Consider the following 25,470-nt stretch of genomic DNA (forward strand, 5'->3'; position numbering starts at 1 on the left):
CCGCCTCAGTTACGAACAAGGGTCAGGAGTTGGCGGCCTTCTCGGCTTCCTTGACCGCTACCGCCCAGGCGTCGGCCGACTTGAGCTTGCCCTGCTGCACCTGGGTGATCACGTTCTCCACCGCGACGCGGGTGGGGCCGGCCTTCTTGCCCAGGTACTGCGGCTTCAGGTTCTCCGCGGTGGCCGCGAAGATCTGACCGGTCGGGGCGTTGCTCATGAACTCCTTCTTGTAGTCAAGCACCGCCGGGTCCTTGTAGAGCGCGGGCTGCGAGGGCAGGTTGCCGACGGTCTTGAAGACCTCGATCTGCTGCTCCGGCGCGACCAGCCACTTCACGAAGTCGGCCGCGGCGTCGACGTTCTTACCCTGCGACGGGATGGTCCACCACGAGCCACCCCAGTTGCCGCCGCCGCCGGGAATCGCCGCGATGTCCCACTTGCCCTTCTGCTCGGGGGCCGTGTCCTGGATGTGGCCGAGCATCCACGCCGGGCAGGCCAGGACGGCGAACTGGTCCTTCTTGAAGCCCTGGTCCCAGTTGGGCTGGAAGCTGGCGAGGTTCGCCGAGATGCCGGCGTCGAGCGCCTTCATGCTGACGTCGAACGCGACCTTGGGGCCGCCCTCCATCTGCAGCTTCTCGCTGGTGTCGAAGAATCCGACCGGCTGCTGGGAGAGCACCGGGTTGAACATGTTCGTGCCGGAGTCGATGAACTTCTTGTGGGTCTTCGCGGTGTACTGCTTGCCGACGTTGATGAAGTCGTCCCAGTTCGTCCAGAGCTTGCTGACCGCGTCCCGGTCGGTGGGCAGGCCGGCCGCCTTGAACAGGTCGGAGCGGTAACACATGGCCAGGCCGCCGACGTCGGTGCCGAGGCCGATCTGCTTGCCGTCGGTCGACATGGACGCCTGCCACTTCCACGGCAGGTACTTCGACTCGTAGTCGGCGCCGCCCTTGTCCATGAAGTTGACGAACTTGTCGGCCTGGCTGCGGAACTGGACGATGAAGCCCTCGTCGATGGCCGAGATGTCCGGGGCGCCGGTGCCGGCGACCAGCTTCTTCTGCAGGTCCTCGTGCTGGGCGTTGTACTCGCCGGAGTTCAGCACGATCTTGACGTTGGGATGGGCCGCCTCGTATGTGGCTTTGAGCTTGTCGAGGCCCATGTCGCCCCAGAACGCGACCTTGAGCGTGACCGTGCCCTCGGCCTTGTCGCCGTTGCCCTCCAGGCTCTGTCCGCTGCAGCCGGTCAGGGCCAGGGTTGCCGCGATACCGGCCGCAGCCGTCGCCTTGCCAAGTCGTTTCATTGCGCCTCCACAGAGGAGAGAATTTACTGAACCGGGTAAGTTGTGGAGACGCTAAGCCTCGCCTCGATGACTGTCAATAGCGTGTTACCGCGTTGATTTCCCAACGTTGTCAGTGACGGTTAAGTAGGACGAAACGGACTTCTATGACGATCGGCGTTTACAAACGGCCCTGTGTCCCGTAACACTTAACCGATCAAGCCCTGCCGCCAACGCTTGTTCATGTCGCCGTGCTGCGCCGTGAGAGCGCTCTACCGAAACGCGTGCCGGTAAGCTTCAGCCGGAAAGTAGAGGGAGACCGAGTGAAGCGGCCCACGATCGCCGACATCGCGCGGCGGGCGGGCGTGTCCAAGGGCGCCGTCTCGTACGCGCTCAACGGACAGCCCGGAGTCTCCGAAGCGACGCGGCAGCGGATCGTTGCCATCGCCCAGGAGATCGGGTTCAACCCGAACAGTGCTGCCCGTGCGCTGTCGGGCGCGTCGGCACGCGCCGTCGGCCTCACCCTGTGCCGGCCGGCCCGCATCCTCGGCATCGAGCCGTGGTTCATGGGCCTGATCAGTGGTTTCGAGGCCGAGCTCTCGGCAAGGTCGTACGCTTTGACCCTTCAGGTCGTGGCGACGCCCGAGCTCGAGGTCGAGGTGTACCGGCGGTGGTGGGGCGAGCGCCGGATCGACGGCGTGATCGTCACCGACCTGCGGGAGAACGACATCCGCATCCCGGTGCTCCAGCAGCTCCAGCTGCCGGCCGTGGTGATCGGCGGCCCCGGCGAGACCGGCACGATCGCCCAGATCTGGTCGGACGACGCCGGCGCGATCACCGAGGCGGTGCGCTACCTGGTGGCGCTCGGGCACCGGCGGATCGCCCGGGTCAGCGGCCTCCCCGGATTGCTGCACACGCAGACGCGTACGCGTGCTTTCGACGATATTTGTGGGTCACTGGGCCTGTCGGCGATCACCGTGCCTTCCGACTACACGGGCGAAGAGGGCAGCCGCGCCACCCGGCGCCTGCTGATCGACACCGAGCGCCCCACCGCGATCATCTACGACAACGACGTGATGGCCGTGGCCGGCCTCGCGGTAGCACAGGAGATGGGCCTGGCCGTTCCCGGCGACTTGTCCATAGTGGCCTGGGACGACTCTCCCCTGTGCAGCCTGGTGCACCCGCCACTGACCGCGCTGACCCGAGACATCGCCGAGTACGGCGCCCACGCCGCCCGCGAGCTGCTCGCCTCGATAGACGGCAAACAGGTAGGCAACGTAGAGGCAGGCACCGCCCACCTGACCCCGCGCGGCAGCACCGCACCACCGCGCTAGGCCCGGTGACTCTCCAAATAGGCCTCGATCCGCTCGGCCGGGGCCGGCCGACCCAACGCAAACCCTTGCCCCAACGGACACCCGGCCTTGGCGGCCTTCTCGATCTGCTCAGGCGTTTCCAACCCCTTGGCCACGATCTCCAGCCCAAGCCGCCGCCCCAAACTCACCACCACATCAATCACCGCAGGACCAGTACCAGCGGTCACCTCAGATGAGCTATTGACCAACGAGGTACTCAGCTTCAGCATGTCGACCGGCAACCGCCGCAAATGAGACAGCGAAGCCTGCCCCGCCCCGAAGTCGTCGAGCGCCGCGCGCACCCCCAGCTTGCGCAGCCCCGCCAGCGACGCCACGATCGTCGGCACGTCCTCGGCGATCCAGTCCTCGGCGACCTCGACCACCAGCCGCTCCGGCGGCAGCCCATACCGGCTCAGGGTTGCCGCGACCCGATCCGGGAAGCGAGCGGTGAGCAGCTCGCGGGGCGACACGTTGATCGACAGCCAGAACGCGTTGTCGCCGGTCGACCAGGCGGTCAGGTGCTTGCAGGCGGCGTCGAGCACCCACTCGTCGATCTCGGCCATGATGCCCACCGCGCGGGCGATCGGCAGGAGCTCGCCGGGCAGGATCGTGCCCAGCTCGGGGTGCCGCCAGCGCAGCAGCGCCTCGACGCCGACCGGCTGGTTGCCGCGCAGGTCGACCACCGGCTGGAAGACCAGGTCGAGCTCGCCCCGCTCGGCCGCGCCGAGGAGTTGCTGCTCGAGCTCCATCCGCCGGTTGAGCTTCATCTCGACGTCCGGGTCGTACCACTCGACCCGGTCCAGGCCCAGCTGGCGGGCGCGCTTGCGGGCCAGGTCGGCGTGGCGCAGCACCTCGTCGGAGTCGGCGCCGCCGGCCAGCTCGGCCAGGCCGATGCTGGTGTGCAGCTCGACCACCGAGCCGGGCAGCATGTGCGGCTCGGCCAGGACCGTCGCGATCCGGGTGGCCAGCGCGTACGCCAGCACCGCGCCGTCCCCGGTCAGCACCGCGAACTCGTCGCCGCCGAGCCGGGCCGGCACGTCGTCGTCGGCCAGGAGCATCTTGACGCGGCGGCCGACCTCGATGAGCACGGCGTCGCCGGTCTCGCGGCCGCGGCTGTCGTTGATCTCGGCGAGCCCGTGCAGGTCGATCACCAGCAGCGTGCCCTGCTGCCCGGCGCGTCGGCGGTAGGTCAGCAGGTCGCGCATCAGCGCCCGCCGGTTGGCCAGGCCGGTGAGCTGGTCCGCATACGAAAGCTTGTGCAGCGCGCGCTCGAGGTGCTTGCGCTCGCCGACGTCGCGCACGTGCACCACCAGGGCGGCCACCTCGGGCACCGCGCGCTGGTCGGAGATCGTCGACTCGGTGTCGCGCCACATCTCGGCGCCGTCCCGCAGCCGGGCGCTGACCAGCGCGGGCGGGCCGTCGGCGTGCTCGCCGGCCAGCACCGAGTCGATCACCGCCTGGGCGCCGGGCACGTCGTCGGGGTGGATCAGGTCGCGGAACGCGCGGCCGACCACCTCGTCGTCGGAGAGGCCGAACAGCCGGGACGCGGCCGGCGACTGCCACCTGATCCGCAGCCGCTCGTCCAGGACCAGGGTGAGGTCGGTGGCGCCGGCCACCAGCGAGCGGAAATGCGCCTCGGCGGTCTGGAGCTGGGCCGCGTACTGCCGGATGTCGCGGACCACGAGCAGCTCGCGCATCACCAGCACGGCGACCATGCCGATGCCGAGGCAGATCCCGACGGTGTCGAAGTCGCGCACGGTGATCAGGTGCCAGAGGGCGGCGACCACTCCGACCGCGGCCGGCACGGCCAGCAGGGGGTAGCTCGCGAGGTATTGATCCGGGCTGCGCGGCTCGAGCGGAGGCGCCGGCAGGTCGCGCCGGGAGCCGCCGTCGGCCGAGAGCGCGAGCCCGGCCACGATCGGCAGGCCGAGCAGCGGCAGCAGCCGGCCGCCGGCGCCGAGCACGATCATCGTGGTGAGGATGCCGAGCGTCACCAGGGAGGCGACCGCGCCGGCGCCGCAGCGCACCGAGGGGCCGCCGCGCGGGCGGCTGCGCAGCACCGCGATCACCGTGATCGAGATGCCGAGGGCGCCGAGCAGGGTGACCGGCAGGGTGGCGACGTGCTCGTCCTTGACCGGGGGGATCAGATAGCCCGCGAAGGCGAGGCTGATCCCCAGCCCGGCGCCGTCGAAGGCACGCCGGATGCGCATCACCCAGTTCGTGGCGCCGCCGGGGAGGAACAGCACGCCCGTCGAATAGAGCGCCGCTGCCAGCCCGTACCCGATGGTCGCCCAGACGCCCGCCGCCGGCGGACCCCAGAGCGGAGCTGGGCCGCCGCCGACGCCTGACGGCGCGGAAAACCCGGACAAAAGCGGTATGAACGCGATGAGACCGGCCGCCAGCGCGGCCAGGCCGATGAAGCCGGCGCCGCGGCAGGCCACGAACGTGCCGTCGGCATGATGGATCTCAAGGGCGGCCCGGATCAGATGCGTGCAGGCCCACAGACCCGTGCCGCCCACCCCGATGGCCAGCGCGACCTCGGGCGGCATGAGGCCCGCGAACCCGGCCAGCAGCACGACGACGGCCACCACCGGGACGCCGAGCAGCGACACCCGGTCGGTGAGCCGGGCGTGCACGGGGGGTTGCACTGCCACGTCGACGGATCCTCTGCGATGCCGGTCTGACAAGGGGGTAGCGGCTGCCTGGGATCAACGATTGTCCCTCCGACAGGTTACGGCCGGGCCGTCGCCTGTGGACAACCCTTGCCGCGTCCCTTTCTGAAAACGCGAGGTGGGACAATGGGCGGGTGAGTCGAAAGCCCCTCCTTCGCGTCCGCAAGACCGGCGCGCTCATGGTCGCCGCCGTCATCGCGTTCGTCGGCACGGTCCCGCTCGCCGGGGCCTCCTGGGGGCTGGCGCCCGTCCTGCTCATCCCGGCCGCGATCTTCGTGTGGGCGTGGCGGGCCGGCACCGACGTCTACGCCGACGAGCTGCGGGTCCGGGCGCTGGCCGGCAGCACCCGGGTCCCCTGGGCCCGGATCACCGAGCTCGCGCCCGACGAGCGCGGCCACATCTCGGCCCTGCTCGACAACGGCAACGTGATTCGTCTGACCGGCGTCACCCAGGGCAACCTCCAGCGGGTGCTGGCGGCCGGCCAGCAAGAGATCAGCCACCCCGACTGATCGCCAGGGCCTTTACAGGCAGCGCCGCTACCCTGGTTGCGTCGAGTCGAGGAGGTCGCGTTGACCGTGCGTTTCCGCCGCCGTGCACTAGCGGCCGCGTCGCTCGGCGCCGTGCTGGCGCTGGCCGCGGCCTGCAGCTTCGGCCCGCCCGACGCCGATCAGCAGGGCACCCCGCCCAACCTGCCGAAACCGTCGGGTGAGGCGTCCGCGAGCGGCGCGCCCGAGGGCGATTCCGAGGTGGCGGTCACCGTCCTCGCCAAGGGCCTGGAGATCCCGTGGGGCATGGCCTTCCTGCCCGACGGCTCCGCCCTGGTCACGGAGCGCGACACCGCCCGCATCCTGCAGGTCGGCCCGCAGTCGGATGCGAACGGGCTGACCGTCACCGAGGTGCAGCGGCTCCCCGAGGTGCAAGCGTCCGGCGACGGCGGCCTGCTCGGCATCGCCGTCTCCCCGAAATATTCGGCGGACAAGACGATCTTCGTCTACTACTCCACGGCCAAGGACAACCGGATCGGCAAGCTGGTGCTGAAGGGAAAGGTGCAGCCGATCCTGACCGGCATCCCGCGCTCGCCCGACGACAACGGCGGGGCGCTGGCCTTCGGCCCGGACGGCTACCTCTACGCCGGCACCGGCGACGCGACCAACGGCACGCAGGCGCAGAACCCCAAGAGCCTGGGCGGCAAGATCCTGCGGATGACCACGGCGGGCAAGCCCGCCCCCGGCAATCCCACCAAGGACTCGCTGGTCTGGTCGCTGGGCCACCGCAACGTGCAGGGCCTGGCCTGGGACAAGACCAAGAGGATGTACGCGACGGAGAGCGGCCAGCCCAAGAGCGGTGAGCTCAACGTGATCGTCAAGGGGAAGAACTACGGCTGGGCCAAGGCCGACGGCGCGAGCGGCGACGCCACGCTGGCGAGCCCGATCTACATCTGGCCGATCGCCGACTCGTACTGCTCGGGCGTCGGCGTCGTCGAGCAGACCGTGGCCACCGCCTGCCTGCTCGGCAAGCGGGTCTGGCTGCTCGACATCACCGACAACGGCACCGTGCTGGGCACCCCGCAGGCGCTGCTGACCGGGGAGTACGGCCGGTTGCGCGGCCTGGTGGCGGCGCCCGACGGCTCGCTGTGGGTGAGCACGTCGAACCAGGAGGACGCCGGCGACCCGGCGCCCGACGACGACCGGATCATCCGGCTCGTTTTCTCCGGCGGCGGTGCGGGAATCACCTGATCACTTATGACCGCTCCCACCTGGATCCGCCATCTGTCCACCGCCCGCCGCTATGCGGCGGCGGCCGCGAGTTTCTTCCGCCGCCCCTGGGCCCGCCGGGCCCGCATCGGTGCCGCGGTCGCGCTGATCAGCATCGGCGGCGTCGTGATCGGCACGATGCTGTTCGCCCACGCGAACATCAACGTGGGCCCGTTCCGGGCCGAGATGTCGATCAGCCCGTCGATCCAGGGCGGCACCGAGGTCGACATCCCGCCGCTCGGCTCGCTGCACCTGGACAGCCACGACGGCCCGATCCATCTCAAGGTCAACCTGGCGTCGCTCGACCAGAACCGCACCGAGGCCCTGATCGACGACCCGTCGGCGATCAGCAACGCCGGTGAGAACGCGGTCGACGACGTCCGCATGGGCGTGATCCGGCTGGGCGTGCGCGCGCTGGGCATCGCCGTGCTCTCCGCCATGATCCTCGCGGCGCTGATCTTCCGGAACGTCCGGCGGGTCGCCGCGGCCGGCGTGACCGCGCTGGTGGTGACGCTGGGCAGCCTGGGCCTGGCCGCCTTCACCCTGCGCCCCGACTCGATCGCCGAGCCGCGGTACGAGGGCCTGCTGGTCAACGCCCCCGCCGTGGTCGGCGACGCCCGCCGCATCGCCGACAACTACGGCCGGTACGCCGACCAGCTCCAGCAGATCGTCAGCAACGTGAGCCGCCTCTACACGACGGTCTCGACGCTGCCGGTGTACGAGCCGGAGGGCAACACCACGCGCATCCTGCACGTCTCCGACCTGCACCTGAACCCGTCGTCGTGGGGGCTGATCCGCACCGTGGTGCAGACCTTCGACATCGACGCGGTGGTCGACACCGGCGACATGGTCGACTGGGGTTCGAGCGCCGAGACCGGGTACGCCAGCTCGATCCCGTCGATCGGCGTGCCGTACATCTACGTGCGCGGCAACCACGACTCCGGCGCGATCCAGGCCGCGGTGGCCCGCCAGCGCAACGCGGTGGTGCTCGACAACAGCATCACGACGGTGGACGGGCTCACCATCGCCGGCATCGGCGACCCCGAGTTCACGCCCGACAAGAGCGAGACCCCGGCGGCGGCCAACGCCGACGACCCGGCCACCAGCCCGCTGCTGCAGTCCGGCGAGCGGCTCACCCAGACCATCCAGCAGAGCGGCAAGCCGGTCGACATCGCCATGGTGCACGACCCGGCGATGGCGCCGCCGCTGTCCGGGGTGGTGCCGCTCGTGCTCGCGGGTCACCTGCACCACCGCGAGGTCAGCCTGATGGCGGCGCCGACGCCCGCGCCCTCCGCCGCCTCCGCCGAGCCGACGACGTCGCCGTCGTCCACCGGCGCCCCCACCCAGACGCGGCTCATGGTCGAGGGGTCCACCGGCGGCGCCGGGCTGCGCGGGCTGGAAAAGGAGGAGCCGACGCCGCTGAGCCTGTCGGTGCTGTACTTCGACGAGAATCACCAGCTCAAGGCGTTCGACGACATCCAGCTCGGCGGCACCGGCCAGTCCAACGTGGAGATGCAGCGAAACGTGATCGGGCAGGAGTCCCCGCCCACTCCCACGCCCAGCACGTCTTGACCTTGCCCCAGGGGCAGGGTTTGACGATGGCGTCATGACTGATTTGACCGAACGGATCACGACCTTCTGCGACGCGAACATGGTTCCCGGCTACGTGGCCGGCGTGTACCGCGGCGGCGAGCTCGACATCGTGGCGCACGGGACGGCGAACGTGGCCTCCGGCGCGCCGATGCGGCCCGACACCGGCTTCCTCTACGGATCCATCACCAAGGTCATGACGGCGATGCTGGTGCTGCGGCAGGTCTCGCTCGGCACGATCTCGCTGGACGCGCCGGTCGTCCGATATCTCCCTGAATTCCGCGCCGGCTCGAAGATTCTGGTCCGGCATCTGCTCTCGCACACCAATGGGATCGACGCCGACCTGTATTTCCCGGCCGCCGACGGACCGGACGCGCTCGAGTTCTACCTGGACGGGCTGGGCTCCGACACCCTCTTCGAGCCCGGCGAGTACATCAGCTACTCCAACGGCGGCATGATCGTCGCGGGCCGGCTGCTCGAAGTGGTGACCGGGCTTTCCTTTCCCGACCTTCTCCAACGGGATCTGTACGGCCCGGCGGGAATGACGGACTCATCGGTTTCGGCGAAGGAGGCCATGCTGCGGAGCACCGCCATCGGCCACTTCCCGTCGGCCGACGGCCCGCGGCCCACCGAGATGTTCATGCTGCCCGACTCGTGGGGACCGGCCGGGGGAACGCCGATCGGCACCGTCCGCGACCTGATCACGCTGGGCCGGCTGCATCTGCCGTCGGCCGAGGGCGGGGTGCTGCCGAAAGAGCTGATCGAGTTGATGCACACGGTCTCGCACGACATGGGCGTGGCGAACGTGCCGCCCGTCGGCCTGGGGCTGCTGCTGGTCCCGTTCGGCGAGACGACGGTGCTGTCGATGTCGGGCGCGTCGCCCGGCGGGGTGGCCGTGCTGGCGGTCGTCCCCGCGCTCGACATGGTCTTCGCGGCTTTCGGCAACGCGCCGCAGTCCCTAGCCCTGCACGACGAGCTGCTGCTGTCCTTGATCCGCTCGCACGTCCCGGTTTCATTCCCGCCTCTTGTTTTCAAAGAGACCGACCTCGACAGGTACGCCGGCACGTACCGCTCGAATCAGCTCCGGGTCGACGTCCGAGTGGTGGACGACGGGCTGGAGGAGCAGGTGACGTACGAGCCGGCCGACCCCTCGCAGGAGCAGATCTTCACCCGGTTCGCGGGCGGGCCGATCAGCGCGCCACCGATGCGCTACATCCCGGTCGGCGAGAACCTCTTCGCCCCGGCCGGCATGACCCTCGACGGGCATGCCCGGGAGTACCTCATCTCCTACCTGGGCGGCGAGGACGGCCACCCGACGCACCGCTGCGCCGGTGGCCGGATGACACGATGGACGCCATGAGCGACTCGCCCCGCCGGCTGATCACGATCGGTCAGCTCGCCGCCTACGCCGGCGTGACGATCAAGGCGGTCCGGGTCTACCACGACCGTGGCCTGCTGCCGGAGCCGCCGCGGGACGAGTCGGGGTATCGCCGCTACGACGCCGGCCACGCGATCCAGCTGGTCAAGGTGAAGACGCTGGCCGACGCCGGGGTGCCACTCGCCCGCATCCGGGAGCTGCTGGCGGCGGGCGACGACGAGTTCGCGGCGGCGATCACCGAGATCGACGACGCCCTGCGCCGGCGGGCCGAGGAGATCCGCCGCACCCGGCGACGGATCGCCCAGCTCCGGGCCGGCGACCGCCTGTTCGTGTCGCCGGAGGTGGCCGACTACCTCGCGCGGCTGCGCGAGCTGGGCATCAGCGACCGCACCGTCGGCCTGGAGCGGGAGATCTGGATCCTGCTCCAGGCGGTCTCGCCGGACCGGGCCGCGGAGTGGGCCGCCGACAAGCTGGCCGCGATCGACGACCCCGCGTTCCAGTCCCTCTACCGGGACTACGACGCCGCCTTCGACTGGCAGCCCGACGACCCGCGCCTGCACGACCTGGCCGCCCGCACCCGCGAGTGGTTCGCCGCTCGCGGCCCCGAGGCCGTCGCCGCACCGCCACCGGACGCCACCATCACCCGCCTGGCGGCGGCGTCGGTCAGCGCCTTCTCCCCCGCCTGGACCCGCTTGGCCGAGCTGACCCAAGCCTGATCCGCGCGCTCGTCGGCCCCGCCGGGTGCCGCGCGGTCAACCCGGCCGCGCGGTCAACCCGGCCGCGCGGTCAACCCGGCCGCGCGTCAGCCACGCCCGGCGCGGCTCAGGACAGGCGGGCCAGGATCAGCTCGCGCACCGTCTTGGCGTCCGCCTGGCCGCGCGTGGTCTTCATGACCGCGCCCACCAGCGCGCCCGCCGCCGCCACCTTGCCGTCGCGGATCTTCGCCGCGATGTCGGGGTTGGCCGCGATCGCCTCGTCGACCGCCGCCGTCAGCGCGCCCTCGTCGTTGACCACCTCGAGGCCACGCGCGGCCATGACCGCCGCCGGGTCGCCCTCGCCGGCCACGACGCCCTCGAGCACGGTGCGGGCGAGCTTGTCGTTGAGCTTGCCCTCGTCCACCAGCTTTTGCAGGGCGGCGACCTGCGCGGGGGTCGCGCCCACCGCCGACAGCTCGATGCCCGCCTCGTTGGCGCGGCGGGCCAGCTCGCCCATCCACCACTTGCGGGCGCCGGCGGGCGACGCGCCGGCCGCGATCGTCTCCTCGATCAGCTCGACCGCGCCCGCGTTGGCCACCGACTGCATGTCGAGCGCGCTGATGCCCCACTCCTCGCGCAGCCGTGCCCGCTTCACGCTCGGCTTCTCGGGCAGCGCCGCCTTCAGCGAAGCCACCCACGCCGGGTCGGGCGCGATCGGCACCAGGTCGGGCTCGGGGAAGTACCGGTAGTCGGTCGCCTCCTCCTTGGACCGGCCGGAGCTGGTGTCGCCGCGGTCCTCGTGGAAGTGGCGGGTCTCCTGGATGATGCGGCCGCCGTCGTCGAGCACCCCGGCCTGCCGGATGATCTCGGAGCGGACGGCCCGCTCGACCGAACGCAACGAGTTCACGTTCTTCGTCTCGGTGCGGGTGCCCCACTCGGCGCCGGGCTTGTTGAGAGAGGTGTTGACGTCGCAGCGCAACGAGCCCTGCTCCATGCGCACGTCGGAGACGCCGAGCGACCGGATGATGTCGCGCAGCTCGGTCACGTAGGCCCGCGCCACCTCGGGGGCGAGCTCGCCGAGGCCCGGCACCGGCTTGGTCACGATCTCGACCAGCGGGATGCCGGCCCGGTTGTAGTCGACCAGGGACTCGGTCGCGCCGTGGATGCGCCCGGTGGCGCCGCCCACGTGCAGCGTCTTGCCGGTGTCCTCCTCGAGGTGCACCCGCTCGATGCCGATCCGGTACGCCTTGCCGTCCACCTCGACGTCGACGAAGCCGTCGACGCACAAAGGCTCGTCGTACTGCGAGGTCTGGAAGTTTTTGGGCATGTCGGGGTAGAAGTAGTTCTTCCGGGCCATGCGGCACCAGGTGGCGATGTCGCAATTCAGCGCGAGGCCGATGCGGATCGTCGCCTCGATGCCGGCCCGGTTGGCCACCGGGAGGGCGCCGGGCAGGCCCAGGCAGACCGGGCAGACCTGGGTGTTGGGCTCCGCGCCGAACTCGGTGCGGCAGCCGCAGAACATCTTGGTCTGCGTGCCCAGCTCGACGTGCGTCTCGAGGCCGATGACCGGCTCGTAGCGGGCGACGGCGTCCTCGTACGTCGGCAGGGCGATGGTGGTCATGCGGTGAGCTCCCAGACTGGATCCGGTGACTTTCGGCCTCCAGCCTAGTGGCCCCCGCCGACAGAATTTTCGCCGACCTCGCGGTGCCCCCACCGGGAGTGATCAATTCGGTAGCGTCCCGGCCATGCACCGCTCCCCGCTCCTGGCCGTGGCCCTGGCCGCGACCGTCCTGATCGCCGGCTGCGACGACAAGCCGGCGGCCGAGAAGCCCGCTGCCGGCGCGTCGGCCGCGCCCGCCGTGGAAGAAAGAGACTATTCGGCCTGGGAAAGGGGCAAATCCGTCCCGGTCGCCGATCCGGTCTACCCCAAGCACGGCAACGCGAGCCTCGACGTCCTGCACTACGGCCTCGACCTGAACTGGGCGCCCCCGAGCAAGACGCTCACCGGCCTGGCCACCCTGCAGATCCGCCCGGCCGCCGACGCCGCCTCCATCGAGCTCGACTTCAAGCCGTACAAGCTGGACAAGGTGACCGTCGACGACCAGGCGGTGGACGGCGCCAAGGTGGCCGCCGAGCGGCTGACGGTGCCGGTCGCGGTCACCAAGGACAAGCCGGTCACGCTGGCCGTCGCGTACCACGGCACGCCCGCCACCACCCCGATGCCGTCGCACCGCGGCGACGCCGAGCCGCTCGGCCTGACCGTCACCAAGGAGGGCGGCCTCTACACGATGCAGGAGCCGTTCGGGGCGTACACCTGGTATCCGGCCAACGACCAGCCCTCGGACAAGGCGCTCTACGACATCGCGGTGACCGTGCCGCCGGGTTACTCGGCGATCGCGGCGGGCACGCCGGCCGGGATCGAGGGCACCACGTTCACCTACAAGAGCGACCAGCCGATGGCGACCTACCTGCAGACGCTGGCGGTCGGCAAGTACAAGAAGGCCACCGGCAAGGGCCCGCGTGGCATCCCGCTGACGTACTGGTATCGCGCCGGCGCCGACGACCGGATGCTGCCCTCGCTCAAGAAGTCGCCGACGTTCCTGACGTTCCTGGAGAAGCGCTTCGGGCCGTACCCGTTCGCCAGCGGCGGCATCGTGCTGGTCGACTCGCCCTCGGGCATGGAGACCCAGCAGATGATCACCATGGGCCGCGAGGTCAAGAAGTTCGACGCCGCGGCCTTCGAGGAGGACCTGCTCCACGAGTACGCGCACCAGTGGTTCGGCGACGCCGTGACCACGTCGAACTGGAACGACTTGTGGCTCAACGAGGGCTGGGCGATGTACGCGCAGTTCCTCTGGGAGCAGGAGCTCTACAAGTTCAGCGACAAGGAGCTCGAGGACTACCTGCGCAAGTACGACGCCCTCGACCGCAAGAAGATCGGGCCGCCCGGGCACCCCAACCCGGCCAACTTCGCCGAGGACAACGTCTACATCTGCCCGGCGGCGATGCTCAAGGAGCTCAACGACGCGCTGGGCGACGCGAAGTTCTTCGCGCTGGCCAAGGCCTGGGTGCAGACGCAGAAGGGCAGTCAGCAGGACAGGGCGTCGTTCATCGCGTTCGTCAACAAGCAGACCGGCAAGGACTTCACCAAGCTGATCAACTCGTGGCTCGACTCGAAGACGACGCCCCGCTGATTCCCGCTGTGTCTCAGAGTGCCGGCGGCGTCAGGGTCCCCACCGCGGACTCGAGCGCCGCCGCCACCCGGTACATCCGGTCGTCGGCCATGGTCGGCGCCATGATCTGGAAGCCGACCGGCAGCCCCTCGGAGAGCCCGCACGGCACCGAGATGGCCGGTCCGCCGTACAGGTTCGTCGGGATGGTGAACAGGTCGGCCAGATACATCTGGTACGGATCCGACGTGCGCGACCCGAACGGGAAGGCCACGAACGGCGTGGTCGGCGAGACCAGCACGTCGACCTGCTCGAACGCCTTCTCGAAGTCGCGCGTGATCAGCGTGCGGACCTTTTGCGCCTGGCCGTAGTAGGCGTCGTAGTAGCCGCTGGACAACGCGTACGTCCCCAGGATGATCCGCCGTTTGACCTCGGGGCCGAAGCCGGCGTCGCGGGTCAGCGACATGACCTCCTCCAGCGACCGGTTGCCGTCGTCGCCGACCCGCAGGCCGTAGCGGACGCCGTCGAAGCGGGCCAGGTTGGAGGAGCACTCGCTCGGCGCGATCAGGTAGTAGGCGGGCAACGCGTACTGGAAGTGCGGGCAGGACACCTCGACCACCTCGGCGCCCAGCTTGACCAGCGCCTCCAGCGACTCCCGGAAGGCCGCTGACACACCCGGCTCGGAGCCGTCGCCGGCGAACTCCTTGACCAGGCCGAGCTTGACGCCGCTCAGGTCGCCGCTCGCGCCCAGCCGGGCCGCGCCGACCACGTCGGGCACCGGCTGCGGGATCGAGGTGGAGTCACGCACGTCGTGGCCGGCGATCACCGCGTGCAGCAGCGCCGCGTCTTCCACGTTTCGCGCGCACGGGCCCGGAGTGTCCAGGGAAGACGAGAACGCGATCAGGCCGTAGCGGGAGGTGCCGCCGTAGGTCGGCTTGGCGCCCACGGTCCCGGTCACCGCGCCGGGCTGCCGGATCGAGCCGCCCGTGTCGGTACCGATGGCCAGCGGCGCCTCGTAGGCCGCGATCGCCGCCGCCGACCCGCCACCCGAGCCGCCGGGGATGCGCCCGAGGTCCCACGGGTTGTTGGTGGGGCCGTAAGCGCTGTACTCCGTGGAGGAGCCCATCGCGAACTCGTCCATGTTGGTCTTGCCGAGCATGACCGTGCCGGCCGCCTGCAGCCGCTCCACGATCGTCGCGTTGTAGGGCGGGCGCCAGCCCTCGAGGATCTTCGACGCCGCGGTGGTGGGCACGCCCTTGGTGGCGATCACGTCCTTGACCGCGACCGGCACGCCCGCGAGCGGGCCGGTGACCTCGCCCTTGTCGACGCGCTCCGCCGCCGCCAGGGCCCCGGCCCGGTCGACGTGCAGGAAGGCGTGGACGCGAGCATCGACGGCCTCGATCCGGTCGAGATGCGCCTGCGCCACCTCGACGGCCGAGACCTCCTTGCTCTTGATCTTGCTGGCGAGCTCGGCCGCCGACATCTTGATCAGGTCGGTCATCTCAGGCCTCCTCGTCCAGGATCCGCGGCACCCGGAACCGGCCCTCGAACGCGTCGGGGGCGCCGGAGAGCGCCTCCTCCTGCGTGAGGCACGGCTGCGGGACGTCGTCGCGGTAGACATTCGTCAGCGGCACGGAGTGCGAAGTGGGCGGAATGTCGTCCGCGGCCACCTCGCCGACCCGCGCGACCGACTGGAGGATCACGTCGAGCTGCCCCGCGAACTGATCCAGTTCCTGTTCGGTCACGGCGAGCCGCGACAGGCGCGCCAGATGCGCGACCTCTTCGCGGGAGATGGCCATAGCCCCTACTTTCTCGAATCCGACGCTGACGGGACGAGTCTATTTCGACCCCCCGACGGCTTTCCCGGCGGGACACGCCCTCGCGGCGGGACCCGGGCGGGCCGAGCAGGGCGCTGACGCGCCCAACGCACTCGACCCACCCGGGCGACCTGCGTAAGTGGTTGCGCTCAAGGCCCCCCGCGGGTGTCTCCAACCGCAGGCGGGACCGGCCCGAGGCAGCCGTTTCCGCAGGTGGGGAATAATGCCAAGCCCCGTATATCCAACTATATCGATTGCCTCGTGGTGGCGAGCGGCGTGGGGCCCGGCCGCAGCGGGCGGTAGCGGGACAGCCACGTGGCCAGCTCCTCCGCGGGCATCGGCCGGGCGTGGAACCAGCCCTGGGCCGCGTGGCAGCCGGCCGCGGCGAGCAGGCGCCATGTGCGCTCGTCCTCGACGCCCTCGGCCACCGCGCGCAGGCCCAGCGCCTCGGCCAGGTCGATCACCGAACGGACGATCGCGGCGTCGCCCCGGTCGGCGGCCATGCCCAGCACGAACGAGCGGTCGATCTTCACCTCGGCCAGCGGCAGCCGGCGCAGGTGCTGCAGCGACGAGTAACCGGTGCCGAAGTCGTCGAGCGAGATCGCCACGCCCATCCGGTCGAGCCGGGTGATCGTGTTGAGCACCCGGTGCGGATCGGCCATCAGCGCGCTCTCGGTGATCTCCAGCTGAATCAGGTCGGCCGGCACGCCGTACTCGTCAAGTAGCTCTTCGACCCGATCGGCGATGCCTCCCGCGTGCAGGTCGCGGGCGCTCACGTTGACCGCCGCCCGCAGCGGCCGTCCCGCGTCCCGCCAGGCCGCCACCTGCGCCACCACGTCGTGCAGCACCCGCTGGGTGAGCAGCCGCATCACCGGCGTCGGCTCGGCCACCCGGATCAGCTCCTCGGGCCCGACCAGCCCTCGTTCCGGGTGCTGCCACCGCAGCAGCGCCTCGACTCCCACCACCTCGCCGGTCGCGATGGCGATCTGCGGTTGGTAGAACAGCACGATCCCGTCGTCGGGCGCGTCTTCCCGCAGCGCCCGCCGCAGGTCCGCCAGCAGCGTCAGCCGGTCCGGCGAGTGGTGGGCCGCATCCGGGCCGTAGACCGCGACCTGGTCGCCGCGCTGCTTCGCGTCGTACATCGCGGCCTCGGCCTCGCGCAGCAGGGTCGCGCAGTCGTCGGCCGAGTCGCCCTGCAACGCGATCCCGATCGACGCGCTGACGTCCACCGGCAGCCCGTCCAGCGCGAACGGCCGGTTCAGCGCCTCGGCCAGGTGGTACGCGATCCGCCGGGCCTCGGGCGCACCCTCGACCCGGTTGGCGAGCACCGCGAACTCGTCGCCGCCCAGCCGCACCACGAGGTCGTGGGCCGGAACCACATCCGCGAGCCGCCGTGCCACCTCCACGAGCAGCCGGTCCCCCACCCGATGCCCGAGAGCGTCGTTCACCGTACGGAATCGGTCGAGGTCCAGAAGCAGCAACGCCCGCTGCCGCCCTGTCTTGTCGGCCACCGACGCCTGCAGCGCCCGCCGGTTGGGCAGCCCGGTCAGCGCGTCGACCCGCTCCGCCCGCTCGGACTCCCCCGCCGACCGCACCATCCGGTGCACCGCGTGCAGGGCGAGCAGCACCAGCGGCACGAACGCCAGCCCCACCTGCGCGGTGGCCAGCACGACCGGCCCGAGAAGCAGCAGCGCCGCCGTGGCCAGCACCTCCACCCCGCGCCGCCGCCCTCGTGGCCGGCGCCGCCGGGGCGAGCCCACCCGGGCGACGCCCGCGGCCAGCCCGTAGCGGGCAAGAATCCAGGCCGCGGCCGCCGCCACGGTCAGCGCCGCGTCATCCCAGTCGGGCTGCGGCCCGATCCGCAACGAGACGACCGCCGCCACTGCCGCCGCCGCGCCGATCGCCACCGCGTGCTGCACGGCAAGGTGGAACGTGCGCCGCACCGCCTGCCGCATCCGCACCCCGGCGACCGCCACCGCGGCCACCTGCACCGCCAGCGCCGGCACCACTCCCCACGCCAGCGCGATCGCGAAGGTGAAGCAGATCGACGGCAGGATCACCGAGCTGGCCCGCCGATCGGCAAGCACGTAGGGCCGCGCGTCCACCACGACGGCGAGGACCGCCATCAGCCAGTAGGCCCCAGGCAGCACCGCGAACGTCCGCCATCCCAGCGCCCACAACAGCCCGTCGGCCAGAAGAGCGACCCCCGCGGTGACCACCAGGGCCCGCCGCCACTGAATGCCCGCGTGGCTCGAGGCCGCGCCGTCGCTGGTCGCGTGCGTATTCACCACGCGTTTGCGAGGGCGTGCGGCATCCATGCGACCTCCACAACGGCGGGGATCTACCAATGGTTTTCACCATAGATCCGCATTGTCCGTTGGCCGCGAAACAGCTTCGGCGTTATCAAATCGGCATAAGCCCCCAAACGCTCGTTATCCACAAATTACTTCTTTAGGGTGACGGCGAGGCGGCCACGCCACGTGAATCGAGCGTGGCTTTCCTCGCGTTCCTCAGCTCTCGGCCGGGGCCTCCGGCGCCATCTCGGCAACGGCACGTGCCGCATCGGGGCCATCGGCGAGCAGAACGGCGAAGCCCGCCTCATCCAGAACCGGCACCTTGAGCGACAACGCCTTGTCGTATTTGCTGCCCGGATTGTCGCCGACCACCACGAAGGACGTCTTCTTCGAAACCGAGCCGCTGACCTTGCCGCCCCGCGACGTGACCGCCTCGGTGGCCTGATCGCGCGAATGGGTGGAAAGGGTGCCGGTGACCACCAACGTCATGCCCTCCAGCGGACGCGGTCCCTCATCGACCCGCTCGTCGGCCATGCGCACGCCGGCCTCGCGCCACTTGCGCACGATCTCGCGGTGCCAGTCGACCGTGAACCACTCGCGCAGGCTCTCGGCGATCGTCGGCCCGACGCCCTCCACCGACGACAGCGGGTCGGGCTCGGCCTTGGGTTTGCGCTTGGCCGCGCCCTCGCCCTCCTCCTCGACCGGCTCGGGGAGCGGCGGCGGCGTGGCCACCACCTCTTCGATCGCCTCCATCGAGCCGAACTCCCGGGCCAGCGCCTGCGCGGCGGTCGGGCCCACGTGCCGGATCGAGAGCGCCACCAGCACCCGCCACAGCGGCTGCTCCTTGGCCTTCTCAAGGTTGTCGAGCAGGCGCACCGCGTTGCTCCCGAGGCTGCCGTCCTGGTTGACGAAGAACGGCGACTCCCGCAGCTGGTCGGCGGTGAGCGCGAACAGCTCGCCTTCGTCGCTGATCACACCCGAGTCGAGCAGGGCCTGACCCGCCTTGTAGCCCAGCACCTCGATGTCGAACGCGCCCCGCCCGGCCAGGTGGAACACCCGCTCGCGCAACTGCGCGGGGCAGGAACGCGTGTTGGGACAGCGGATGTCGATGTCGCTCTCCTTGGCCGGCGCCAGCTTGGTGCCGCAGGCCGGGCACTCGGTCGGCATCACGAACGCCCGCGCGTCCTCCGGCCGCAGGTCGACGACGGGGCCGAGCACCTCGGGGATCACGTCGCCGGCCTTGCGCAGCACGATGGTGTCGCCGATGAGCACGCCCTTGCGCTCGACCTCGCGCGCGTTGTGCAGCGTCGCCTGCGCGACCGTGGAGCCCGCCACCTTGACCGGCTCGAGAATCGCGTACGGCGTCACGCGGCCGGTGCGACCCACATTCACCGCGATGTCGAGCAGCTTGGTGGTGACCTCCTCGGGCGGATACTTGAACGCGATCGCCCAGCGCGGCGCCCGGCTGGTCGAGCCGAGCCGCCCCTGGATCGACACCGAGTCGACCTTGACCACGACCCCGTCGATCTCGTGCTCGACGTCGTGCCGGTGCTCGCCGTAATACGCGATGTACTCCCGGACGCCGGCCAGGTCGTCCACGAGTTTCCACCGCTCGCTCGTGGGCAGGCCCCACGCCTGCAAAGCCTCGTACGCGTGGGACTGCGACGTCGGCGTGAAGCCGACCCGGGCGCCGATGCCGTGCACCACCATGCGCAGGCCGCGCGAGGCGGTGATGCGCGGATCCTTCTGCCGGAGGCTGCCGGCCGCGGCGTTACGCGGATTGGCGAACGGCGCCTTGCCCTGCTCGACCAGCGACGCGTTGAGGTCGGCGAAGGCCGAGACCGGGAAGTAGATCTCGCCACGCACCTCGAGCAGGTCGGGCGGATTGTCGCCGGCCAGCCGCTCGGGGATCTCACGGATCGTCCGCACGTTGGACGTCACGTCCTCGCCGGTGCGGCCGTCGCCGCGGGTGGCGCCCCGGACCAGGCGGCCCTTCTCATACGTGAGGTTGATGGCGAGCCCGTCCACCTTGAGCTCGCAAATGAACTGGGTCGGCCCGCCCGCGTCGCGGATCGTGCGCTCGGCCCAGCCGGCCAGCTCGTCCTCGTCGAAGACGTTGTCGAGCGAGAGCATGCGCTCGGCGTGCTCCACCGGCGTGAAGGTGGTGGAGAACGTGCCCCCCACATTTTGCGTGGGCGAGTCGGGCGTGCGGAGCGCCGGAAACTCCTCCTCGATCGCCTCGAGCTCACGCAACAGCCGATCGAAGTCGGCGTCGGCGATCGTCGGCGAGTCGAGCACGTAATACCGATACTGATGGCCACGGATCTCGTCGCTCAGCTCCGCATGCCGCGCGCTCACCTCGGACGTCGGATCCTTGCCGGCGGCCGCCTCCTGCGCGGCGGTCGGCCGGCCCTCGGCGATCTCCTCGGCGATCTCCCCGTCACGCATCGCATCCGCCTTCCGTCTCGCTTGAGCTAAGAGGCACGCTAGTCCGGACCCCTGACATTTTCGTCGCGCTCACCGGCCCTCAAAATCAAAATTTGACGGGTACGCGGCAGCGACTCCCACAACCGCACAACGCCCGAACCCGCCGCGGGAGACTCGGGCCGTAGCCACTCACCGTCCCTCGCTCAGCCGCCGGGCGGTGCTGCCACGAGAGCGCCCGCTACGCGGCCGCCAAACACCGACCAGGCACGGACACCGCTCGCCGTCCCGCACCACCCGCTCCGCGCCGCAAGACGGCACGCCGAGGCGGCCGGAAAGCCGCCGCACCCTCGAAGCCGCAGCCGCGTGGGCCGGCCATCACGCCACGGCCGGGTAAGGCCGCGCCCGCGCGTGGGTGGCCGTGAGCCGCAGCGGGGCGTGGGCGGGCGTGAGCCGCAGCCGAGCGTCGGCGGGTTGCGGCCAGGCGTGACGGGCGAGCCCTAGCCGTGAGCACCAGGGCGAGCCGCTGCGGCCGTGGGCCGGATGCGTCCCGGCTTGGGCCACGCGGCGGGCGGCGTCCCAGCGTGGGCCACGCGGCAGGCGGCGCCCTGGCGTGGGCCACGCGGCAGGCGGCGTCCCGGCGTCGGCGGGGGTCAGGCCTCGGCGAGGCGTTGGCCGGCTTCGCGGCAGGCGGCGAGCACGGCTCGGGCGTAGGGCTCGGTCGCGCCGGCCAGGCCGCAAGCGGGCGTCACGACTACCTGCTCGGGGAGGCGTGCGGCGGGGAAGCCCAATCTCGTCCACAGCTTGGTCACGCGCTCGGCCACCTGCTTGCCGGTGAGGGCCTGGCCGCCGGCGGGTGCGCGGGTGGGGGCGGCGCCGGCGAAGAGGCCGATGCCGGCCTCGATGGCCTCGCCCACGGGGTCGAGATCTTTCAGCAGCGAGAGGTCGAGAGCGACGGCCGCGGCCTGCGAGTCGCGGAAAACCTGCAGGGGCACGGCCGGTGCACAGCAATGCGCGACCACGGGCACCCCGACGACCTCGACGATCGTGCGCAGCGCGGTAGCGGCGTCGGGCGCGTCGACGGCGCGGTGGGCGCTCAGGCCGCTCTCGGTGGGCACCTCGCCGGCCAGCACGGCGGGCAGCGACGGCTCGTCGAGCTGGAGCAGGATGGTGGCCCGCGGCAGCCGCTTGCGCACGTCGTCGACGTGCCGGCGCAGGCCCTCGGCCAGCGAGTCGGTGAGGTCGCGCACGGCGCCGGGATCGCGCAGCACCCGGCCGCCGATCTGCAGGTCGAGCGAGGCGGCCAGGGTCCACGGGCCGGCCGCCTGCACCTTGAACGTGCCGGCGAACCCGTCGCCCTGCTCGGTCATCTGGTCGAGGTCGCGCTCCAGCAGGTCGGCGGTGCGGCGCAGGTCTTTGCCGGGGCGCGGGGCCATCTGCCAGCGACCGGCGTAGAGCTGCACGGGCAGCTCGACCAGAAAACCGGCGCTGCGGCCGATGATGTCGGCGCCGGGGCCGCGGGCGGGCAGCTCCGGCAGATGCGGCAGGTCGGGCAGCTCGCCGAAGACGATGCGCTGCGCCTCGGCCACCTCGGTGCCGGGCAGCGAACCGATCCCGGTGGCCGCGCCGGCCGGCCAGGGAAACTCAGGCACGCGCCACCCCACCCACCGGCTCGGGCAACGCGGAACCGTCAGCCGGCCCGCCAGACTCGCCGGCGGCCCCCGCAGAGCTGGGCGCCGCCGTCGTGGACGCCGAGGACACGCCGGCGGTGATGGTCGCGGAGCCGAGGACGATGTCGCCGGCCTCGGAGCGCTGGTATGCCACGATTGCCTGGCCGGCTGCCACTCCCCGGGCGGGCTCGCGCAGGCGGGCGGTCAAGGTGTCGCCCTCGACCGTGACCTCGGCTGGCACTACCTCGCCGTGGGCGCGCAGCTGCACGTCGCACTCGACCGGCGTGGGGGTGCCGTGCCAGATCACCTTGCGGGCGGTGACCACGTCGACCGACAGGGCCTCGCGCGGGCCGACGGTGACCGTGTTGGTCTTGGGGGTGATGGACAGGACGTAGCGCGGGCGGCCGTCGGGGGCCGGCACGCGCAGGTCGAGGCCCTTGCGCTGGCCGATCGTGTACGCGTACGCCCCGTTGTGGGTGCCGATCGCCTCGCCCGTACGCGAATCGACGATGTCGCCCGGCGCCGAGCCCAGGCTGCGCTCGAGGAAGCCCTTGGTGTCGCCGTCGGCGATGAAGCAGATGTCGTGCGAGTCGGGCTTGTCGGCGACGGCCAGGCCGCGCTCGGCGGCCTCGGCCCGCACCTGCGCCTTGGTCGAGTCGCCCAGCGGGAAGACGGCCCGGTCGAGCTGGGCGCGGGTCAGCACGGCCAGCACATAGGACTGGTCCTTGCCGTCGTCGACGCTGCGGCGCAACTGGCCGTCGTCGCCGAGGCGGGCGTGATGGCCGGTGACGACCGCGTCGAAGCCGAGGGCGACCGCCCGGTCGAGCACGGCCGCGAACTTGATCTTCTCGTTGCAGCGCAGGCAGGGGTTGGGCGTGCGGCCGGCCGCGTACTCCGCGACGAAGTCGTCGACGACGCTCTCGTGGAACTGGTCGGCCATGTCCCACACGTAGAAGGGGATGCCGATCACGTCGGCGGCGCGCCGGGCGTCGCGGGAGTCTTCCAGCGTGCAGCAGCCTCGGGCACCCGTCCGGTACGTCTGGGGGTTGCGCGCCAGCGCCAGATGCACCCCGGTGACGTCGTGGCCGGCGTCGTGGGCGCGCGCGGCGGCAACGGCGGAATCGACCCCGCCTGACATGGCCGCTAGAACTCGCATGCCGGCAAGCCTATCCGGCGCCTAACGGGGCGTCTTCCAGGCCGTTGCCCGGCGGGCCCTTTCGACCGCGGCGGGCAGTGCGGCCAGCAGGGCGTCGACGTCTTCGGCTGTGCTGGTGTGGCCGAGCGTGAAGCGCAGCGACGAGCGGGCCCGGTCGTCGTCGGCGCCCATGGCCAGCAGAACGTGGCTGGGCTGGGCCACGCCGGCCGAGCAGGCCGAGCCGGTGGAGCAGGCGATCCCCTGGGCGTCGAGGAGCAGCAGGAGGGCGTCGCCCTCGCAGCCGGGGAAGCTGAAGTGCGCGTTGCCGGGGAGCCGCTCGTCGGTGGCGCCGTTGTACACGGCGTCGGGGACGATCTCGAGGACCCGGGCGATCAGGTCGTCGCGGAGGGCGCCGACGCGGGTCGCGTGGTCCTGCTGGGCCTTGACCGACATCTCGACGGCGACCGCGAAGGCCGCCACGCCGGGGGTGTCGAGGGTGCCCGAGCGGACGTCGCGCTCCTGGCCGCCGCCGTGCAGCAGCGGCATGCAGGGTACGTCGCGGCCGAGGAGAAGCGCGCCCACGCCGACCGGGCCGCCGACCTTGTGACCGGCGACGGTCATCGCGGCGGCGCCGCTGGCGGCGAAGTCGACGGGGATGGCGCCGACGGCCTGGACCGCGTCGGTGTGGAACGGGATGCCCGCCGCGGCGGACAGCCGGGCCAGCTCCTGGACCGGCTGGATGGTGCCGACCTCGTTGTTGGCCCACTGGACGCTCACCACGGCGATCTCGTCGCGGTAGCGATCGAGGAGGTCATGGAGACTCGCCGGGTCGACCCGGCCGCGCGAATCCACCGGCAGCAGGTCGACCGTCGCGCCCTCGTGGGTGGCCAGCCAGTCGACCGCGTCCAGGACGGCGTGGTGCTCGACCGCGGAGGCGATCACCCGGGTGCGGTTCAGCGACAGCGAGCGCCGCGCCCAGAAGATGCCCTTCGTGGCGAGGTTGTCGCTTTCGGTGCCGCCGCTCGTGAAGACGACTTCCGACGGGCGGGCGTTCAGAGCGGCGGCGATGCGCTCGCGGGACTCCTCGACGATGCGGCGAGCGCAGCGGCCGGCGGCATGGAGCGAGGAGGGGTTGCCGACATCGCGGGCGGCGGAGATGTAGGCATCCAGCGCTTCCGCAAGCATCGGCGTGGTTGCCGCGTGATCCAGGTAGGCCATCAGTCGACAAGCTTATGCCTATGCGCTCGGGTGGTCTCCTGGCGAGGAGACCACCCGAGCCGGCGAGGTTCGGTTACTTGCGCTTGCGGATCTCGTCGGCGGCCTGGGGTACGACCTTGAACAGGTCGCCCACCACGCCGTAGTCGGCGAGCTCGAAGATCGGGGCCTCGGGGTCCTTGTTCACCGCCACGATCGTCTTGCTCGTTTGCATGCCCGCGCGGTGCTGGATCGCGCCGGAGATGCCGAGCGCGACATAGAGCTGCGGGGAGACGGTCTTGCCGGTCTGACCGACCTGGAACTGGTGCGGGTAGAACCCGGAGTCGACCGCCGCGCGAGATGCACCGACCGCGCCGCCGAGTAGGTCGGCGAGCTCCTCGACCAGCTTGAAGTTGTCGGCGTTGCCCACCCCGCGGCCGCCGGAGACCACGATCGAGGCCTCGGTCAGCTCCGGGCGCGAGCCCTTCTTCTCGGCCACCCGCTCGACAACCTTGGTCAGCTTGTCGGCGTCGGAGACCGCCACCGTGAGCTGCTCCACCGCAGCCGACCCGGAAGCGGCCTCGGGCGTGATCGAGTTGGGGCGAATCGTGATGATCGGCAGACCCTTGGTGACCTTCGCCTTCACCGTGGCCGAACCGGCGAAGATGCCCTGGGTCGCGGTGCCGTCGGCGTCGACCGCGACGGCGTCGGTGAGCAGGCCGTTGTCCAGCTTCACCGCCAGCCGACCGGCGATCTCCTTACCCTCCTGCGTCGAGGCCAGCAGCACCGCCGCCGGCTGCACCCGCTTGACCAGCTCGGCCACCACGCTCGCCTTCGGCGCCACCAGATAGCCGTCGATATCGTCACCAGCGGCCACGTAGACCTTCTCAGCGCCGTACTCGCCGAGCTTCGCGGTATCGACCTCACCGAACGCCACCGCCGAAACCGTCCCCAGGGTGCGGGCGATCGTCAGCATCTCGAGCGTGACCTTCTTGACCCCAGCCGACGCGGAGGCCTCCACCACAACCAGAACTTCTGCCATGACAGCCTCCCCC

The 25,470-nt window shown here is 71.1% G+C and carries 18 protein-coding genes; 7 read left to right on the forward strand and 11 right to left on the reverse strand.

Annotation, left to right across the window (positions count from 1 at the left end):
• Positions 1-22: 22 nt before the first annotated feature.
• Positions 23-1,294, reverse strand: a complete 1,272-nt coding sequence (locus ACQPZX_RS43530) for an ABC transporter substrate-binding protein (protein ID WP_433369433.1) — start codon at positions 1,292-1,294, stop codon at positions 23-25.
• Positions 1,295-1,593: 299 nt separating this feature from the next.
• Here ACQPZX_RS43530 and ACQPZX_RS43535 point away from each other — a divergent pair, with 299 nt between their 5' ends.
• Positions 1,594-2,604 carry a LacI family DNA-binding transcriptional regulator gene (locus tag ACQPZX_RS43535; protein ID WP_433369436.1) on the forward strand — a complete coding sequence of 337 codons (1,011 nt, stop codon included), beginning with the start codon at positions 1,594-1,596 and terminating at the stop codon, positions 2,602-2,604.
• Here ACQPZX_RS43535 and ACQPZX_RS43540 read toward each other — a convergent pair.
• The gene (locus ACQPZX_RS43540; protein ID WP_433369439.1) at positions 2,601-5,276 is read right to left on the reverse strand and encodes a putative bifunctional diguanylate cyclase/phosphodiesterase; all 2,676 of its coding nucleotides are present in this window, start codon (positions 5,274-5,276) and stop codon (positions 2,601-2,603) included. The genes ACQPZX_RS43535 and ACQPZX_RS43540 overlap by 4 nt on opposite strands.
• Before the next feature lie 152 nt (positions 5,277-5,428).
• Here ACQPZX_RS43540 and ACQPZX_RS43545 point away from each other — a divergent pair, with 152 nt between their 5' ends.
• The 5 genes from ACQPZX_RS43545 to ACQPZX_RS43565 all read left to right on the forward strand — a co-directional run bounded on the left by ACQPZX_RS43545 (position 5,429) and on the right by ACQPZX_RS43565 (position 10,732).
• Positions 5,429-5,803 (forward strand): PH domain-containing protein, encoded by a 375-nt coding sequence (locus tag ACQPZX_RS43545; RefSeq protein ID WP_433369442.1) that lies wholly within the window; start codon positions 5,429-5,431, stop codon positions 5,801-5,803.
• 66 nt (positions 5,804-5,869) lie between these two features.
• Positions 5,870-7,030, forward strand: coding sequence for a PQQ-dependent sugar dehydrogenase (locus tag ACQPZX_RS43550; protein ID WP_433385824.1), 1,161 nt, complete (start codon positions 5,870-5,872; stop codon positions 7,028-7,030).
• 6 nt (positions 7,031-7,036) lie between these two features.
• Positions 7,037-8,620, forward strand: a complete 1,584-nt coding sequence (locus tag ACQPZX_RS43555; RefSeq protein ID WP_433369445.1) for a metallophosphoesterase family protein — start codon at positions 7,037-7,039, stop codon at positions 8,618-8,620.
• Positions 8,621-8,654: 34 nt separating this feature from the next.
• Positions 8,655-9,998, forward strand: a complete 1,344-nt coding sequence (locus ACQPZX_RS43560) for a serine hydrolase domain-containing protein (protein WP_433369448.1) — start codon at positions 8,655-8,657, stop codon at positions 9,996-9,998.
• Positions 9,995-10,732, forward strand: coding sequence for a MerR family transcriptional regulator (locus ACQPZX_RS43565; protein ID WP_433369451.1), 738 nt, complete (start codon positions 9,995-9,997; stop codon positions 10,730-10,732). Before ACQPZX_RS43560 ends, ACQPZX_RS43565 begins: the two co-directional genes overlap by 4 nt.
• 106 nt (positions 10,733-10,838) lie before the next feature.
• Here the strand turns inward: ACQPZX_RS43565 and gatB are convergent, their stop codons facing one another.
• Positions 10,839-12,332, reverse strand: a complete 1,494-nt coding sequence (gene gatB / locus ACQPZX_RS43570; protein ID WP_433369454.1) for an Asp-tRNA(Asn)/Glu-tRNA(Gln) amidotransferase subunit GatB — start codon at positions 12,330-12,332, stop codon at positions 10,839-10,841.
• Positions 12,333-12,456: 124 nt separating this feature from the next.
• Between gatB and ACQPZX_RS43575 the strand changes: the two genes are divergently transcribed.
• On the forward strand, positions 12,457-13,905 hold the full coding sequence (locus ACQPZX_RS43575; protein WP_433369457.1) for a M1 family metallopeptidase: 1,449 nt from the start codon (positions 12,457-12,459) through the stop codon (positions 13,903-13,905).
• 13 nt (positions 13,906-13,918) lie between these two features.
• On the opposite strand, the gene gatA is transcribed toward ACQPZX_RS43575, so the two are convergent.
• From gatA to ACQPZX_RS43615, 8 genes are all read right to left on the reverse strand, one after another.
• Positions 13,919-15,382 carry an Asp-tRNA(Asn)/Glu-tRNA(Gln) amidotransferase subunit GatA gene (gene gatA, locus ACQPZX_RS43580; RefSeq protein WP_433369460.1) on the reverse strand — a complete coding sequence of 488 codons (1,464 nt, stop codon included), beginning with the start codon at positions 15,380-15,382 and terminating at the stop codon, positions 13,919-13,921.
• A 1-nt stretch (position 15,383) separates the two neighbouring features.
• Positions 15,384-15,680, reverse strand: coding sequence for an Asp-tRNA(Asn)/Glu-tRNA(Gln) amidotransferase subunit GatC (gatC, locus tag ACQPZX_RS43585; protein WP_020518092.1), 297 nt, complete (start codon positions 15,678-15,680; stop codon positions 15,384-15,386).
• A gap of 263 nt (positions 15,681-15,943) precedes the next feature.
• Positions 15,944-18,016 (reverse strand): putative bifunctional diguanylate cyclase/phosphodiesterase, encoded by a 2,073-nt coding sequence (locus tag ACQPZX_RS43590; RefSeq protein WP_433369462.1) that lies wholly within the window; start codon positions 18,014-18,016, stop codon positions 15,944-15,946.
• A gap of 192 nt (positions 18,017-18,208) precedes the next feature.
• Complete coding sequence (gene ligA / locus ACQPZX_RS43595; RefSeq protein ID WP_433369465.1) at positions 18,209-20,440, reverse strand: NAD-dependent DNA ligase LigA; 2,232 nt, start codon at positions 20,438-20,440, stop codon at positions 18,209-18,211.
• Between the two features lie 629 nt (positions 20,441-21,069).
• Positions 21,070-22,068 (reverse strand): methionine synthase, encoded by a 999-nt coding sequence (locus ACQPZX_RS43600; protein ID WP_433369468.1) that lies wholly within the window; start codon positions 22,066-22,068, stop codon positions 21,070-21,072.
• Entirely contained in the window at positions 22,061-23,242 is a 1,182-nt protein-coding gene (gene mnmA, locus ACQPZX_RS43605) for a tRNA 2-thiouridine(34) synthase MnmA (protein ID WP_433369470.1), read from the reverse strand. The genes ACQPZX_RS43600 and mnmA overlap by 8 nt, the downstream gene beginning before the upstream one ends.
• Positions 23,243-23,263: 21 nt before the next feature.
• A complete protein-coding gene (locus ACQPZX_RS43610; RefSeq protein WP_433369473.1) occupies positions 23,264-24,439 on the reverse strand; it encodes a cysteine desulfurase family protein in 1,176 nt (391 codons plus the stop codon).
• Positions 24,440-24,512: 73 nt separating this feature from the next.
• On the reverse strand, positions 24,513-25,457 hold the full coding sequence (locus ACQPZX_RS43615; RefSeq protein ID WP_433369476.1) for an electron transfer flavoprotein subunit alpha/FixB family protein: 945 nt from the start codon (positions 25,455-25,457) through the stop codon (positions 24,513-24,515).
• Between the last annotated feature and the right edge of the window lie 13 nt (positions 25,458-25,470).

The sequence above is a fragment of the Actinoplanes sp. CA-142083 genome (genome assembly GCF_050942195.1).
GTDB lineage: Bacteria > Actinomycetota > Actinomycetes > Mycobacteriales > Micromonosporaceae > Actinoplanes.